The organism is Idiomarina sp. UBA3162 (assembly GCF_002364475.1).
GTDB lineage: Bacteria > Pseudomonadota > Gammaproteobacteria > Enterobacterales > Alteromonadaceae > Idiomarina.
The window spans coordinates 20,603-35,992 of sequence record NZ_DEYI01000042.1 but is presented as its reverse complement, the minus strand read 5'-3'; the positions used below and the strand labels follow the sequence as shown (position 1 = coordinate 35,992).

Annotated in this window: 19 protein-coding genes; 10 read left to right on the top strand and 9 right to left on the bottom strand. The window is 48.0% G+C overall.

Features of this window, described 5'->3' with window-relative positions:
• Nucleotides 1-975 (top strand): NAD(P)H-dependent glycerol-3-phosphate dehydrogenase (gpsA, locus tag B2X00_RS04870; RefSeq protein ID WP_290486347.1); only part of this gene is annotated, 975 nt, incomplete at its 5' end.
• A 15-nt stretch (nucleotides 976-990) separates the two neighbouring features.
• On the opposite strand, the gene slmA is transcribed toward gpsA, so the two are convergent.
• The 3 genes from slmA to coaBC are packed head-to-tail and all read right to left on the bottom strand — an operon-like array spanning nucleotide 991 to nucleotide 3,292.
• A complete protein-coding gene (slmA, locus tag B2X00_RS04865) occupies nucleotides 991-1,584 on the bottom strand; it encodes a nucleoid occlusion factor SlmA (RefSeq protein ID WP_290486346.1) in 594 nt (197 codons plus the stop codon).
• Between the two features lie 16 nt (nucleotides 1,585-1,600).
• Nucleotides 1,601-2,056: a dUTP diphosphatase gene (gene dut, locus B2X00_RS04860; protein ID WP_290486345.1), complete on the bottom strand. Its 456-nt coding sequence runs from the start codon at nucleotides 2,054-2,056 to the stop codon at nucleotides 1,601-1,603.
• An 18-nt stretch (nucleotides 2,057-2,074) separates the two neighbouring features.
• Nucleotides 2,075-3,292, bottom strand: coding sequence for a bifunctional phosphopantothenoylcysteine decarboxylase/phosphopantothenate--cysteine ligase CoaBC (coaBC, locus tag B2X00_RS04855; protein ID WP_290486344.1), 1,218 nt, complete (start codon nucleotides 3,290-3,292; stop codon nucleotides 2,075-2,077).
• A 106-nt stretch (nucleotides 3,293-3,398) separates the two neighbouring features.
• Between coaBC and radC the strand changes: the two genes are divergently transcribed.
• From radC to rpmG, 3 genes are all read left to right on the top strand, one after another.
• Nucleotides 3,399-4,073 carry a RadC family protein gene (gene radC / locus B2X00_RS04850; protein WP_290486343.1) on the top strand — a complete coding sequence of 225 codons (675 nt, stop codon included), beginning with the start codon at nucleotides 3,399-3,401 and terminating at the stop codon, nucleotides 4,071-4,073.
• 180 nt (nucleotides 4,074-4,253) lie between these two features.
• Nucleotides 4,254-4,490: a 50S ribosomal protein L28 gene (gene rpmB / locus B2X00_RS04845; protein WP_006953864.1), complete on the top strand. Its 237-nt coding sequence runs from the start codon at nucleotides 4,254-4,256 to the stop codon at nucleotides 4,488-4,490.
• Between the two features lie 12 nt (nucleotides 4,491-4,502).
• A complete protein-coding gene (rpmG, locus tag B2X00_RS04840) occupies nucleotides 4,503-4,658 on the top strand; it encodes a 50S ribosomal protein L33 (protein ID WP_006953863.1) in 156 nt (51 codons plus the stop codon).
• Between the two features lie 82 nt (nucleotides 4,659-4,740).
• Here the strand turns inward: rpmG and B2X00_RS04835 are convergent, their stop codons facing one another.
• Nucleotides 4,741-5,373 carry a 2OG-Fe(II) oxygenase gene (locus B2X00_RS04835; RefSeq protein WP_290486342.1) on the bottom strand — a complete coding sequence of 211 codons (633 nt, stop codon included), beginning with the start codon at nucleotides 5,371-5,373 and terminating at the stop codon, nucleotides 4,741-4,743.
• Between the two features lie 79 nt (nucleotides 5,374-5,452).
• Between B2X00_RS04835 and B2X00_RS04830 the strand changes: the two genes are divergently transcribed.
• Nucleotides 5,453-5,938: a hypothetical protein gene (locus tag B2X00_RS04830; RefSeq protein ID WP_290486341.1), complete on the top strand. Its 486-nt coding sequence runs from the start codon at nucleotides 5,453-5,455 to the stop codon at nucleotides 5,936-5,938.
• Nucleotides 5,939-5,950: 12 nt separating this feature from the next.
• Nucleotides 5,951-6,763 (top strand): bifunctional DNA-formamidopyrimidine glycosylase/DNA-(apurinic or apyrimidinic site) lyase, encoded by an 813-nt coding sequence (gene mutM / locus B2X00_RS04825; RefSeq protein ID WP_290486340.1) that lies wholly within the window; start codon nucleotides 5,951-5,953, stop codon nucleotides 6,761-6,763.
• On the opposite strand, the gene bioH is transcribed toward mutM, so the two are convergent.
• Nucleotides 6,764-7,528 carry a pimeloyl-ACP methyl ester esterase BioH gene (gene bioH, locus B2X00_RS04820; protein ID WP_290486339.1) on the bottom strand — a complete coding sequence of 255 codons (765 nt, stop codon included), beginning with the start codon at nucleotides 7,526-7,528 and terminating at the stop codon, nucleotides 6,764-6,766. It lies immediately after the preceding gene.
• A gap of 130 nt (nucleotides 7,529-7,658) precedes the next feature.
• On the opposite strand from bioH, the gene B2X00_RS04815 reads away from it, so the two are divergent.
• From B2X00_RS04815 to B2X00_RS04805, 3 genes are all read left to right on the top strand, one after another.
• A complete protein-coding gene (locus tag B2X00_RS04815) occupies nucleotides 7,659-8,306 on the top strand; it encodes a ComF family protein (protein WP_290486338.1) in 648 nt (215 codons plus the stop codon).
• A gap of 38 nt (nucleotides 8,307-8,344) precedes the next feature.
• Entirely contained in the window at nucleotides 8,345-8,923 is a 579-nt protein-coding gene (nfuA, locus tag B2X00_RS04810) for a Fe-S biogenesis protein NfuA (RefSeq protein WP_290486337.1), read from the top strand.
• 116 nt (nucleotides 8,924-9,039) lie between these two features.
• On the top strand, nucleotides 9,040-10,434 hold the full coding sequence (locus B2X00_RS04805; protein WP_290486336.1) for a DUF4397 domain-containing protein: 1,395 nt from the start codon (nucleotides 9,040-9,042) through the stop codon (nucleotides 10,432-10,434).
• Here the strand turns inward: B2X00_RS04805 and B2X00_RS04800 are convergent.
• Nucleotides 10,402-11,718: an MATE family efflux transporter gene (locus B2X00_RS04800; protein WP_290486335.1), complete on the bottom strand. Its 1,317-nt coding sequence runs from the start codon at nucleotides 11,716-11,718 to the stop codon at nucleotides 10,402-10,404. The two genes, B2X00_RS04805 and B2X00_RS04800, sit on opposite strands and share 33 nt — an antisense overlap.
• Before the next feature lie 72 nt (nucleotides 11,719-11,790).
• Between B2X00_RS04800 and B2X00_RS04795 the strand changes: the two genes are divergently transcribed.
• Entirely contained in the window at nucleotides 11,791-12,861 is a 1,071-nt protein-coding gene (locus tag B2X00_RS04795; RefSeq protein ID WP_290486334.1) for a polysaccharide deacetylase family protein, read from the top strand.
• Here B2X00_RS04795 and B2X00_RS04790 read toward each other — a convergent pair.
• The 3 genes from B2X00_RS04790 to B2X00_RS04780 are packed head-to-tail and all read right to left on the bottom strand — an operon-like array spanning nucleotide 12,858 to nucleotide 15,386.
• Nucleotides 12,858-13,478 (bottom strand): SCO family protein, encoded by a 621-nt coding sequence (locus tag B2X00_RS04790; protein ID WP_290486333.1) that lies wholly within the window; start codon nucleotides 13,476-13,478, stop codon nucleotides 12,858-12,860. The two genes, B2X00_RS04795 and B2X00_RS04790, sit on opposite strands and share 4 nt — an antisense overlap.
• A 9-nt stretch (nucleotides 13,479-13,487) precedes the next feature.
• Nucleotides 13,488-14,384 (bottom strand): heme o synthase, encoded by an 897-nt coding sequence (gene cyoE, locus B2X00_RS04785; protein WP_290486332.1) that lies wholly within the window; start codon nucleotides 14,382-14,384, stop codon nucleotides 13,488-13,490.
• Between the two features lie 9 nt (nucleotides 14,385-14,393).
• The gene (locus tag B2X00_RS04780; RefSeq protein ID WP_290486331.1) at nucleotides 14,394-15,386 is read right to left on the bottom strand and encodes a COX15/CtaA family protein; all 993 of its coding nucleotides are present in this window, start codon (nucleotides 15,384-15,386) and stop codon (nucleotides 14,394-14,396) included.
• Nucleotides 15,387-15,390 lie beyond the last annotated feature (4 nt).

Genomic DNA, 15,390 nt, shown 5'->3' with positions numbered 1-15,390 from the left:
GGGGCGGGGTCTTATGGCACCGCCCTTGCTATTTGTTTCGCCCGAAAAGGTGTTAAAACGCTTCTTTGGGGGCGCGATCAAGTACAAGTTGCGGCGATGCGAGAGCACCGTGAAAACGCTCATTACCTACCGGGTTGCAAGTTTCCAGAGAGTTTAGCAGTAACGGCTGACATCAACGAGGCGGTCGACGGTGTAAAAAATGTGGTCGTGGTTGTTCCAAGTCACGCGTTTGCCGATATCTTAAAAACCATACAGCCAATGTTAGAACCCCATGCGCGTGTCGCGTGGGCAACCAAGGGTTTAGAGCCAGAGAGCGGCCGTTTACTCTACGAGGTGGCTGAAGAAGCGCTTGGTCAAACGCACGCGTTAGCGGTTTTGTCAGGGCCGACTTTTGCGATTGAAATGGCTAAGGGTTTGCCGACCGCGATCTCGATGTCATCAACTGACCAAGACTTTGTCGATGAACTCTCGGAAATGCTACATTGCGAGCGATCGTTCCGAGTCTACACTAATGATGATTTCATCGGCGTACAACTCGGTGGTGCAGTAAAAAACGTGATCGCGATAGGTGCCGGTATGGCGGATGGCATTGGTTTTGGCGCCAACGCACGCACTGCGCTTATTACTCGTGGGTTGGCGGAGTTAACCCGATTAGGTCTGAAGCTGGGTGCCAAAAGCGAGACGTTTACCGGGATGGCAGGTCTAGGTGACTTGATTCTCACGTGTACGGATAATCAGTCACGTAATCGTCGATTTGGTTTAGCGCTGGGTCAGGGCAAGTCTGTCGATGAGGCTTTGACGTCTATCGGACAGGCGGTCGAGGGCTATCGTAATACGCGAGAAGTTGTCTCTTTGGCGCATCGTGAAAACTGCGAAATGCCCATCTGCGAGCAGATTTATAAAGTGCTTTATGAGGGTAAGGCACCAGAGGAAGCAGCTATCGCGTTATTAAGTCGAGCTAAGAAAAACGAATGATGACGGCACTGGCTGCTATGAAGCAGCCAGTAGTTGTTGTTCGACAAGTTGCCATTGTTGATCAAAGTGTTCTGTCGGTAGGCGCTTGAAGTCTGAGCGCACAAACTGGCTGATTTTTCCATCAGCGAATGACAGCAACAAGTTAGCTAATACGCCTTCTTCGACAGCGAACCGTTTTTGCTCTCTCAGTGCTTTTTCACGTAACACCTGTTTAAGTTGTGACTCAATGCGGTTGAACAAATCTTCTATTCGATGACGTAGTCGATCATGTTCGCCCATAAGAGCATCACCTGAAATGACACGAGTAATACCAGGGTTTCTTTCAGCGAAAGTAAGCACTAACTTAAGTATGGTCTGGCAGCGGGTTAGCGTGTCCTTTTCCTCGTTCATAATTAAGTTAATACGGCTCAACAGCGTATCTTCGACGAACTCTATAAGTCCCTCGAACATGCGCGCCTTCGATGGAAAATGACGATACAGCGCTGCTTCAGATACGCCCAAGTTAGCCGCCAACTTAGCTGTTGTAATACGCTGTCCAGGACTGGTTTCCAACATCGCGGCAAGGGCTTGTAGAATTTCTTCACGACGGTTTCTTTTTTGTTGTGTCATCGCGTTATCCAATTAATTATTGCTTACCAGAATGGCCAAATCCGCCTTCGCCACGATCGCTCGTGGCAAATTCATCGACAACCTTAAGTTGTGCTTGAACGACGGGTACGACAACGAGCTGTGCAATGCGATCGCCCGGCTCAATGAGATAATCCTTATCACTACGGTTCCATACTGAAACCTTTAATTCGCCTTGATAGTCAGAGTCAATGAGACCGACCAGGTTGCCGAGCACGATACCGTGTTTATGACCTAAACCTGATCGTGGTAATAAGGTAGCCGCATAGCCGGGGTCGCCGATATACATCGCGATACCCGTACCAATTAATTCGGTTTGTCCCGCGGCAATATTCATTGGCGCATCGATACATGCCCGAAGATCCATACCTGCTGAGCCGGCTGTGGCATATTCAGGAAGCGGAATATCGGTACCAATTTTGGAATTCAGTATTTTAACTTCTACCGAGGTCATAGTGATTCGGTTCCTCAATTATTTACGAAAATTCTTATGGAAGTGGCTCGCAATATAGCGCGTTAGTTGGTGGGCGAGCGACGCTTTAGTTTGTTGTTCAAACACCACTCGGTCGTCAGTACTAAGTACCACAACAGCGTTATCATCACTATTAAAGCCAATGTCCTTATTACTCACATCGTTCGCGATGATGAGCGCCAAATTTTTACGCTTTAGTTTATCCATCGCATAGGTTTCTACATCCCGTGTTTCTGCGGCGAAACCGACACACATTGGCGCCGTTGCTTGTTCTGCGATGGTTTTCAGAATATCGGGGTTTTCGACAAGTTCCAGTGTAGGTGCACCCGTCTGGGCGGATTTTTTCATCTTGTGTTCGGCAACATTAACCACCCGATAATCCGCTACTGCAGCACAGCCAATAAAAATATCACATGGCTGAGCAAGTGCAGCATCCAACATGTCGCGTGCCGATTCCACATTGATACGGTTAACGCCAGACGGTGTTGGCAGGTCGACAGGCCCAGCAATGAGTGTCACATTGGCGCCGTACTTGGCCGCTGCTTGCGCCAACGCAAACCCCATTTTGCCGGAGCTGTGGTTACTGATGTATCGCACCGGATCAATGGCTTCCCGTGTCGGTCCTGCTGTGATGGTAAGGTGAACACCTGTGAGCGGCTGATCCGCCTTGTCTTGCAACTGCTCAATAATAAATTCTTTGATTTGGTGTGGCTCACTCATGCGGCCGGCGCCCACGTCACCACATGCTTGCGATCCGGATTCAGGTCCAACCGCACGCACACCGCGCGCAATCAGTTGTTTCATGTTGGCTTGTACCGCGGGATGTTGCCACATCTGCTGATTCATCGCGGGGGCTACTAGTACCGGCGCTGAAGTCGCCAAACACACTGTGCTTAGTAAATCGTCGGCAAAGCCGTGAGCTAGCCGAGCCAAGGCATTAGCACTGGCAGGGGCAATCATGACAATATCGGCCCACTTAGCGAGTTCAATGTGACCCATGCCGGCCTCTGCCTGCGTGTCGAGTAACTCACTATGCACTTCCTCACCCGATACCGCCTGTAACGTCATAGGCGTAACAAAGGCCGTTCCCCCATGGGTTAACACCACTCGCACCTGTGCACCATCATCCTTAAGGCGACGTATCAATTCAGGGATCTTATAGGCGGCGATGCCACCGGTGATACCCAGTAAAATATGTTGACCAGCAAGTGCGCTCATGATGATTCACCAACGTCCGTATGTTAAGACACGTAAAGATAACATGAGCTACGGCAAGGCGGTAGTCTGTGTGGCTACACTCTGGCATTTTAGCGGAGCCTAGCAAATGAGTGTAAAGTTGTGGCCTGAGTCTGAACGCCCGCGGGAAAAACTTCAGCAATTGGGGGCAAGTGCGTTATCCGATGCGGAATTATTGGCAATCTTAATAGGTAGCGGGTGTCGCGGTCTGGATGTGGTCACCTTTGCTCGACAGTTGTTGGTACAATTCAATGGCATCGGACCATTGCTGACATCATCGAATGACCAGTTAATGGCAGTAAAAGGACTCGGTCCCGCGCGTATTAACCAACTTCAAGTGGTGCTGGAGTTATCTAAACGTTACTTAGCGTGGCAACTTTCACGGCGCGATGGGTTTACTGAACCATCGATGGTGAAAGAGTACTTGTCGACTCAGTTGCGGCATCAACGTCGCGAGGTGTTTGCGTTATTGTTACTCGATAGTCAACATCGCCTGCTACGTTATGAAGAATTGTTTTACGGTACCATCAATGCGGCCCCGGTCTATCCGCGTGAGGTACTCAAATTAGTTATGCAACACAACGCCGCCGCGGTTATCCTCGCGCATAATCATCCCTCGGGTGTTGCCGAGCCTAGCCAGGCCGATAAGAGGGTGACAGAGCGGTTACAAAAAGCGCTTTCACTGATTGATGTTGCATTGCTGGATCATTTCGTGATCGGCAGCGGCGATCCGGTTTCGTTTGCCGAAAGAGGGCTTATTTAATAATCACTGGAGATCTAGTGCAAGATAGCGTAAAATTGCGCCCGAACGATCACAGAGATCAAAAAACCGCCGTTTTAGCTTGATTAGCGGGCCTGTTTGCTGTATAAAATGCGCCCTCGGATTTCTAGGCAAGGTCAAATTGGGCGACAGGCGAGCTTGCAGCAATTTTGGAGTAGAGACATGTCACAAGTATGCCAAGTTACAGGTAAGCGTCCGGTAGTCGGTAACAACCGCTCGCACGCACGCAATGCGACTAAGCGTCGCTTTTTACCAAACTTACAAACTCACCGCTTCTGGGTTGAGAGCGAGAAGCGTTGGGTGAAATTACGCATTTCTACTAAAGGTATGCGTATCATCGATAAAAATGGTATCGACTCGGTATTAGCGGATCTCCGCGGCCGTGGTATCAAGGTGTAAGGAACAGATATTATGCGCGATAAGATTCGTTTGGTGTCGTCTGCTGGTACAGGTTATTTCTATACTACAGACAAAAATAAACGCACCATGCCAGAGAAAATGGAGATCAAAAAGTTCGATCCAGTGGTTCGTAAACACGTGATCTTTAAAGAAGCGAAAATCAAGTAATTTGACTTCGTTTCGCAAAAAACCGGCTCTTAAGCCGGTTTTTTTATATCTGAAATTCATCCTTACAAGGGTTGCTGGTGGCCTAGCGAGGGGGATCGATGATACCGGAAATGCTCGCGTTTAATCGGAACCAACCCGTTAAGCTAAAGCGATCACGTTGGCTCGGAAGTACTTCGTGAACAAACTGATCACTTAAGAAAACCACAAGTGTACCGCGCTTGGGCAAGACTTTTTCCAGTACCTCACCTCGTTTTCCATAGATCACCAACTCGCCACCATCTGATTCGTTCCATTCTGGGTTGAGATAGAGCACTGTCGTAAGCTTACGGTTGCTTTTACCTTTAAAAGCGTCGAGGTGTTTCTTATAAAAAGCACCTTTAGGATAATGCGCCAGGTGACACTCGTAATCGAATAGCCCCATAAAAAGTGAGCGATTTACGGCGAGCCGCAATTGTTCCATAACACCGAGAAAAGGCGCGCCATAGGCGCTATTATCGTCTAACCAGATAATCCTATCGTTACGTACCATCGTATTAATGGCGTGACTTTGGGCTCGTCCGATAGCCGCGGTTTGCCAATGTGGAGAAGCAATTTGGTTGGCCTCTTGATATAGTGGATCTGAGACCGCATGAGGCAAAAAACTCGGAATGATCGCGTAACCGCGGTCAACTAAATCGTCGAGTATCGCGTCAATGTGATGAGGTATTTTTTCCATAGCCATGTTTAAATAATATGAGCGGCGAGAATATAAAGTATTATTGTGATATCAACAATTGTTTTATCAAAGATAGCGTATGGATATAAATGAGAAACGTCGGTTCTTTGGACTCACGTTAAAGAAAAGCACTTGGAACAATATTATTGTGTATGTCGTGCTACTCATTGTGGCGACGTTTTGGTTTGTGTTTCCTAATCCGAACACTGAAACGAGTTCCGGGCCCACTCAACGTCTAATGAGTGATGCCGATCAACTGACGGGCATAGAGTTCGATGGTTCCATTTATCGCATTGATGACCAGCAGTGGCGTTGCGAAGGTAATTGTAAAGCGTCACCTGACCAGGTTCAGAGTTTAGTCAGCAAGTGGAAAAACCTAGCAATTTCATCTACAACTCAGCGTCCTCAAGGTGAAGCAAAGCAAGTGATTTTGTTATTTGGTAACGACAATTACGCGGAGGTCGAGCTATACAGTCAACCGACGCTGATCCTAAGGTTGCCACAACAAGACCAATTATTTTTGGTTGAGAACGCCACCCAAGCATCATTAACCCCTCATCATTAACGGAGCCAAGCTGTGCCAGAGTTACCTGAAGTTGAAGTCAGCCGGATGGGCATAGCCCCACACATCGAAGGCCATAAAATAACACGTGTTAACGTATATGATGCGCGGCTGCGTTGGCCTGTACCCGAACAAGTGCACCAGGTAGAGGGGGGCGACTTGATTCGAGTGAAGCGTAGGGCAAAGTACTTATTATTGGAAACCGAGCAGGGCGTCTTAATCCTACACTTGGGGATGTCTGGCAAGTTGCGCGTGGTTCCCATCGATACCCCGCGTGTTAAGCATGACCATATACAAATTGAATTTTCTTCGGGTCAGTGCCTACGACTTAACGATCCTCGCCGGTTTGGCGCGTTGCTGTTTACCGAGGAGAACGTTGATGAGCATAAACTATTGGCGATGCTCGGCCCAGAGCCATTAACCGAGCATTTTAATGCCGATTACCTGTTTGAACGTTCGCGCGATAAGAAACAGCCGATAAAAACCTTCATTATGGACAACCATCAGGTCGTCGGTGTCGGAAATATCTACGCCAACGAAGCGTTATTTAAAGCCGGTATTCATCCTAAACGCGCCGCCGGTGCGATTAGTAAAGCGCGCTATGAGCGGTTAGTTATGCATATAAAAGAAACGCTCGCTGAAGCGATAAAACAGGGCGGTACTACGTTACGCGATTTTACTCGTGCTGATGGCTCCCCTGGTTATTTTGCACAAAAGCTACAAGTCTATGGCCGTGGCGGCAAGATGTGCATGCGCTGTAAAAAGCCACTGCGTGAAATCCGGTTAGGTCAACGCAGCACGGTGTATTGCACACAATGCCAACGCTAATTAGCTATTGAGAAAACGAGTCAGTTGTTGAACAAATAACTCAGGTTCGGTAATAAAGGGGGCATGAGCGCTTTCGTTAAAAATACAACACGACGACTGTGTGGCTAATTGATTGGTCGCCTGAGCAGCACTAATCGGCACTAAACCATCAAGGCGACCATACATACGTAATAGTGGCGCTTTAATCGTTTGAAGCGTTTCTCTAAGGTCGGTCTGTTCGAGCAGGGTCAGGCCAGTTGATAGTGCTTGTTCGGACGCAAGAGGTGATTGAAACAACCAGTGCTTAAGCTGCTTAACTTGTTGTTTGGCGTCTTTGCTTCCCATCGCTTGTAAGGCGAGAAAGCGCTCGACCGTTTTACGAAAATCATTATGTAAGTCGTTCTCTAATTGCTTCATCAAGCGCGGTTTAATCCCCGGCCAGTCACTTTGTTCTAAAAAGTAGGGCGACGAAGCAACGGTAACCAACTTATTCACACGGTGTGGGTAATTTGCAGCGATGGCCGTAGCTATTAATCCTCCCATCGACCAACCCATGATGTGAAAGTGTTCCGGTAAATGAGTAAGGAGTGTTTCTGCAATTGCATCAACTGACTGCGGGAGAGGTTCATCATGGCTGTCTCCAAACCCAGGAATATCGATTAGCCACAATTTAAATGTTTTACTAAGTGGTTCCTTAATTGTACTCCAAACATGACGGTTCATCCCCCAGCCATGGAGTACAACTAAATCTTCACCTTGCCCTAGTTGGTCTATCGCAATACTCACTATGTTTCTCTTTTTACCGACTGAATAAACAAAAATGCTACCTTGGCTAACTCATCTCGCTATCATACTGCAATTCAATGATTGTGTCTTTTGTCAGCAATCCACGCGCGCCTTAACGGGGATCTGTGACATGTGTAGCTTACAGTTGCCACGGATGTTTCCACGCTCATATCGACATGTGCTGATAAGTAATGCGCCTTCATTCGCCAAAGATATGTTGATTCGGCAGCGCCTCTGCATCAGTGTCTGGCGTTACCGACGGACGATACGCTGGTTACTTAATCGCTACAAAGAGGGTGGAAATAGCCACTGGACGCGTATATTGGCGTTGCAGCTAAGTGCACAAGCACTACTCGTGTACCGTTACCATAACCAGCCGTTCCCCGATTATTTAGTAGCCATGCCTTGCTTTGAATCAGACTGGCGCGCACGCGGCTTTCACCCGGCAGGGCTTATTACTCATGAGTGTGGACGACTACTGAACATTAAGGTGGTAAAGCGCGGTTTATATTGGATAAAACACGTGGAGAAGCAAAAGCGCGCGGGTCGTCAACAACGTTGGTATAGCCGAATGGAGGCGATGAGAGCGGCCCGTTCGCTATCGCGTCATTCGATTGCTGTCATTGATGATATCTGTACCACAGGCGCAAGTCTGTGCGCTGCAAGCGAGGCGCTGTATACCGTGGGCGCGTCTTCTGTTGATGTTTGGAGCTTAGCATACAACCCTCGCCAGTCGCCGACAGACACTAGTCTTTTAACTGTGTCTGCGTTAGAATAAAACCTAGTAAATTACTCAAGTATAGGGACGGTGAAATTATGATCCGCATTTCGGAATCTGCGCAAAAGCACTTCTGTAAGTTGTTAGCTGATCAGCCCGAAGGCACCAACATTCGTGTGTTTGTTGTCAATCCAGGTATGCCGAATGCTGAGTGCGGTGTATCTTACTGCCCACCCGATTCAGTTGAACCTGATGACGAGCGTCTGCCATTTAATGGTTTCGATGCTGTCGTCGATTCAGGCAGCGCGCCATTTTTAGAAGACGCAGTCATTGACTTTGAAGAGCAAGAGTTAGGTTCGCAATTGACACTAAAAGCGCCTAACGCTAAAGCTCGTAAAGTTGCTGATGATGCGCCATTAATTGATCGCGTTGAATACGTTATTCAAGCGGAGATTAATCCGCAGCTTGCCAATCATGGCGGTCATGTGTTGGTAACAGAGATTACTGAAGATGGCAAAGCGGTTCTACAATTTGGTGGTGGCTGTAATGGCTGCAGCATGATCGATGTGACGGTTAAAAATGGTATCGAGAAAGAATTGATTGAACGTTTCCCAAACGAAATCACCGGCGTCAAAGATGTAACTGAACATGAGCGTGGAGAACACTCTTACTACTAGCTCTGTTTAACTATACAACTTTAAAAAAGCTTTACAAAATTTGTTAATTAGATGTGATCCCTCGCATTTATATGCTTCGTAGTGATATTTGCCCTAATCATTACGAGGAATTTACAATGCGAGGAATCACAAAGTTCAGTTTACTACTTTTACCGACGCTTGTCTTGTCGGGTTGCTGGTTAGATGATGACGACAACGATGATGAGGTTGTTGTTGAACCGACACCAGAGAGTAGTTTCGTGCGTGTGCACCATACAGCATCAGACGCCCCTAACGTCAACGTGCTAGCGGGTGACACGGCGCTGTTAGAAGATGTACCTTATCAGGCTAGCTCTAGCATTCTAGAAGTTGATGCTGGAGAGTATTCAATTACAGTCGAAGGTATCCTACCAGACGAATCCACCGCAGCGGTTATTGGTCCCGCTGATCTGACGTTCAATGCAGATACCCGTTATGAAGTATTTGCCGTGGGCAATGTCGGTGATGAGAGCATAGAGCCATTAGTCATTAGTAACCCAGTATCGGACGTTGCGAGCGGTAATAGTCGTATTCAAGTGGTACATGCTGCTTACAATGCGCCAGGTGTCGATGTGTATTTAACAGCGCCTGACGCAGCACTCGCAGATGCATCGCCTGCTGCAACACTGGAATTTAGCGATGACTCTGGTCAAGTTTCAGTGGAAGCGGGTGACTATCGTGTTCGTCTAACCCCAGTAGGTGAAACAACCGTAGTTTATGACTCAGGTACTATTGCGCTCCCAGATGGTAGCGACTATATCGTTGCCGCAACAGATAACACAGCAACAGGCGATTCACCTGTGACGCTGCAGATTGCGACGGGTGACGGTACAGTGTTAGTTCCTGATGCAAACGCTGGATCTGATGTACGTGTTATTCATGCCGCAGCGGACGCACCGAATGTTGATGTCACGCTGAATAACGCAGCCGAACCGCAAATCACGGATCTTGCGTTTCAATCAGCCACTGACTATATCAATGTCGCAGAGGGTGACTATTTGGTCGATGTCGCTGCTACTGGTGGCACACCGCAAGTGTTAGATGATGTCGCGTTCACGCTAGAAGCGACGATGAGTTATAGCATTTATGCTGTCGGTGCCTTAGGTGATGACTCATTAGCTCTTCAGGCATTGACTGAGCAACGTCGCAGTATTGCAACTGCCGCGCAACTTCAAGTCGTGCACGCGTCTCCTTCAGCAGGTAACGTAGATATCTATTTGACCGCAGGTGAAGATATCAGCGATGCCGATCCGGTCGTTGCCGATGTACCTTTTGATGTTGAAGGCTTGGTATCAACAGGTAGCTTACAAGTCACTCCAGGTGAATATTACGCGACTGTCACTGCGGCGGGCACTAAGACCGCAGCAATCGGTCCTGTATTATTCAATCTAGAAGGTGGCGGTATCTATACAGTTATCGCAGTCGATGCTGACGGCGGCGGCACACCTCCACAAGTCATTTTACTGGACGACTTGGCGACGCCTGCGCAGTAACCAAATCGCTTGGTAAACTGCACGCATAATGAGAAAGCCACTCAGAGCCAACCACAAACCATGGTTCTCGAGTGGCTTACTTAACCACCAAAGCGGGATAAAGCCTGTTATAGCGGCAAGTAACATGGTATCTCGCATGGCTTTTGACCACGATAAACCAATAAATACACCATCTAACCAATAGCTCCAGTGAGCAAGTAACGGCAGTGCGACCACCCACGGTAAATAGTGCATTGCAGTATCCACTACCGCTGATAAGTCAGTAATTAGGCCGATAATTTGCTGTCCTAACAACCAAAATACCAGTGAATAACCGACTGCGAACAGGCTTGACCACAACAGTGTGATCCTGCACCAGTAGCTTACTTGATGGGGGCGATTTCTTCCTTTGGCTTCACCGGCTAAGGCCTCTACCGCATAAGCGATGCCATCAAGTCCAAGTGATATCAGCATTAAGAACTGCATTAAAACCGCGTTGGCGGCCACTATTGTCGTGCCGTATCGTGCGGCGTAGCCAGTCATCATCGCCATGCAGAGTTGCAGTGTCAGGCTGCGAACAAAAATATTGCCGTTAGCCTGTAAGAACAAGCGTAGTTTTCCGGCAACAATGCGTGCCTTGCTCAATTGCCAACCCAATGTGTGACGACACCAATAGAAGCCGACGATAGCTGTTGTCCATTCAGCACAGAGTGACGCGTAGGCTGCTCCTCTAACGTTCATGTTCAACCCGATGATGAGTACCAGATCAAGCACAACGTTGACGAAGTTAGTAATAATCACTAACCACATCGCTTTTCGACTATCTTGGCGACCGAGTAAAACACCGAGGCAGATCAGTGTCGTGAGTGCCGCTGGCGCGGACCACAGTCGAATTTGAATATAATCACTCGCGTAAGCGAGTAATTGTGGTTCGGGCGCAACCAGCCACAGTGATACTGATGTGATGAAGGGACTCAAGGCAATGATCGCAAGTCCAAGTAATATAGCCGTGAGAATTCCGTGAGTAAAAAGTTGATGCTGCTCAGCGGCATCATCGGCTCCAAAGGCTTGAGCAATAGCGCCGGTCGTCGCCATACGTAGAAATACAGCAAGCAGATAGATAAAGCTCACCACCATGGCGCCGATAGCAACCGATGATAAGTATACACTATCGGGTAAATGTCCGATGATAGCCGTATCAACTAAGCCTAGAAGTGGCGCGGCGATGTTCGATATCATCATGGGTAAAGCAATCGCAAATACTCGACGATGATCACCGCGTGCGAAGCCCAACAACGTTTGCATTAAGCGAATTCCAACTAATTCATGTAGACTGGTAATAATGTAACATTCACCAGCCACTTTCTGGATAGTTTGATGAAATTATTAAAACTTTTTCTAACCATGACTGCGTTAACTAGCCTCCTTGCATGTGCACAAACGGCAAACGAGGAGTATCCCGGTGTGCATGTGCTTCAGTATCATCACGTCTCTGAGAAGACGCCCGCAGTCACATCGATTAGTCCTGACCAGTTTGAGCAGCACCTTCGTTATTTGAAAGAGCATGATTTTAATGTCGTCGCTATCGAGCAGGCTGCAGAGTGGGTCGATGCAGGCGCAAATATTCCGCGTAAAACGGTGGTGATAACCTTCGATGACGGATATGACAACGTGTTTGAAAATGCCCATCCGACACTTAAAGAATATGGATTTCCGTATGCTGTTTTCGTCAATCCTGATTTACTAGAAGCCCACCCGTCTGCCTATATGAGTTGGCAACAGTTGAAAACCATCGACGCTGGAGGCGCGACTATTGTGAATCACGGGCAGACTCATGCTCATTTAATTCGTCGCAAAGACGAAGAAACAGAGGCGCAGTGGCAGGCTCGAATGAAGCAGGATATCGTTTCGGCACAGCACGCGATTGATGCACAGTTAGGCGAACAGCCTAAATACTTTGCCTACCCTTATGGCGAATATTCGCCGGCACTTGAGAAGCTATTGAAGGAATGGGGTTTTAAAGGGTTTGCTCAGCATTCAGGGGCTTGGAGTCAATGGAGCCCGACTACAGCGATCCCACGGTTTCCTGCATCAGGTCGCTACGCTAATTTAGAGACGTTGTCGGTCAAATTGAATAGCCTACCTATGGCTGTAAGCCATTATACGCCTGCCGATCCTTTAGTTTCTCATTCCGAAACGCGTCCAACTGTGACGGTTGAGCTGAGTAAAACCGAGGGAATGAACACCAACGCACTACGCTGTTTCGCAGGAACTGATGTGCTCGAACCAAACTGGGACGCGGAATTGCAATTTAGTGTGACACCAAAGAACGACATCCCGATTGGACGCTCTCGAATTAATTGCACAGCCCCGAGTACCAGTGGTGGTTATCATTGGTTTTCTGTCGCGCTCATTCGTCCCGATAGTGAAGGTAGCTGGCCCGACTAACCTGCTAATATAGCAAAATCACGTACAAGCTGTTCCATATCAACCGTTGGAATAGCACCCGGCTCGTGAGTCGCATTAAAGATCGCGAGCCGCTTTCCATCGGGGTTAACCAATATAATAGCGGCGCTATGATTGACGAGATAGTTTTCTTCGCCTTCTTCAGGAACTGAGTACATCAAGCCCAAGTCGCGTACAAAGGGAAACAATTGAGGGTGTTCTGCACGAACGCCAATGAATTGTTCGCCAAAGTAACCTGTGTACTCTTTCAGTCGATCGAGTGAGTCGCGCTGAGGATCGACTGAAATCATCCATACTTTAACCGGTTTCTCAGCCTGTTTTTGTAGTTGCGGCAAGATAGTTTTTAGCGATGATAGTGTCGTTGGGCAAATGTCGGGACAATAAGTATACCCAGTAAAAAGTAAAGTCCATTGTCCCTTGAGTGCCTCACTATCAATTTTAGTTGTTGCTGCCGTAGACTCGAGTTCAAACGGCGCAAGCGCTCGCGGTGGTTGATATACCAACGCCTCCGGCTGCTCTTGCGGCATATTCATAAAGGCAAATACGCCGGCTACCGCTGCGAGTAATCCACCTATAATAATCAACCAGCGTGAATTCATCGTTAATCCTTATAAATAATGGTCGAATAGCAAGATCACAAACATCAGCATGAGATGCCAGATGGAGAAGGTAAACATGCTGTAAGCTGTATTCTTTTCAGGAGCATACTTGAGCTTCCACGCATAGCCCAAAAACACCAAGTTTAGCGCAGTCGATCCAATCAGATAGAGCACTCCCGACATACCGACTAAATAGGGCAGCAGGCAAACAACAGTCAATAAGATGGTATAGAGGAAAATACAGGTTTTGGTGAACTCAATACCATGCGTGACGGGTAGCATGGGGACTTTAGCGCGTGCGTAATCTTTCTCACGGTGCACGGCGAGTGCCCAAAAATGAGGGGGCGTCCAAGTAAACACGATCATGACTAAAAGAATCGCAAAACCGTGAATCTCATTGGTCATCGCGGTCCAACCCAACAGTGGTGGCGCGGCGCCTGCCAAACCGCCAATTACAATATTTTGTGGCGTGGCGCGCTTCAAGAACATGGTGTAAACCACTGCGTAGCCCACCATGCTAGCAAACGTTAACCAAGCGGTTAACGGGTTGACCCACGCGTACAACATGACAAATCCAACCAAGCCCAATACCGCAGCAAAGGTCAATACGCGAGTGGGTGAGAGACTGCCTTGTGGTAGCGGACGACGTAAAGTTCTGGCCATCTTAGCGTCAATATGGCGGTCGACTAAGTGATTAATCGCTGCTGCAGCTGCTGACATCAGACCAATCCCCGCGAGCGCTGGTATTAGGGTCCAAACAGGCAATGCGCCTTGTGTCGATAAGCACATGCCGACCACAGCGGTCAGGAGTAGCATGGCCACCACACGTGGCTTAGTGAGTTCCAGATATTCTCGCCATTTGATGGTGTGGTGTTCGAGCTTTTTATGACTTGTTATTGTTTGCATAAACACCTCTTACGCTTTGCGTGAAAGATTATAATTAAGTGCAACGAGTGATAGCAGTAAAAGTGCACCTACCGCGTTATGAGCAACCGCCACCGGCAAGGGCAGGCTATAAATCACATTGCTTAAGCCTAGACAAAGTTGGATGATGAGCAACAAAGCGACCCAACTTAATGAGCGACGGAAAAAGCCAGATTGCGCTTTGCGCCAACATTTAAACAGCAGCCAAGCTAATACCAGTGTAGTAAAGATTGCGCCGAAACGATGCATGATGTGCATCGTCATTCGATCGTCGTAATCATGCGCGCCAAATTGATAACTCGTTGCCTCGGGTATACTAAACGCGCCAGTAAAATCGAGTTGAGCCGCCCAATCGCCCTCACAAAATGGCAGTTCGGTACACGCGACCGCCGCATAGTTAGCGGCTACCCAGCCACCTAATGCAATTTGACCAATGACAACCAGTAGCGCAAATAATGCCAAACCACGATACTTCCGCAGTTCTGGATCGCCTCCCCCGAGTCGATAAGGCTCTAAGCGCAGTGACAGCAAAAATAGTAGTGAGAGCACGCTAAAGCCGCCGAGTAAGTGACCCATGACGATGAGCGGCTGAAGATTCATAGTAACGGTTAACATGCCCAGTGTGGCTTGGAAGATGACTAATAGTAATATAAACAAGGGTAATTTCTTTGGCGCTGGCTTTGACTCAAAAGTAGAACGCTTTTTAACTAACGACCCAATCGCAATAAACAGGATTAAAACACCCAAAGCACCGGCAAAATAGCGGTGAATCATTTCATTCCAAGCTTTATGATGCTCAAGCGGCGAATCTGGAAAACGCATTTGTGCTTCGGCGACGTGATGTTCTTGAGTAGGAACACTCATAAAGCCATAGCATCCTGGCCAGTCGGGACAGCCTAAACCTGCTTCTGTAAGCCGCGTAAAAGCACCCAAAACAATGACACAAAATGCCAAAATTAAACTGATTTTAACAAGCATGCGCATGAGC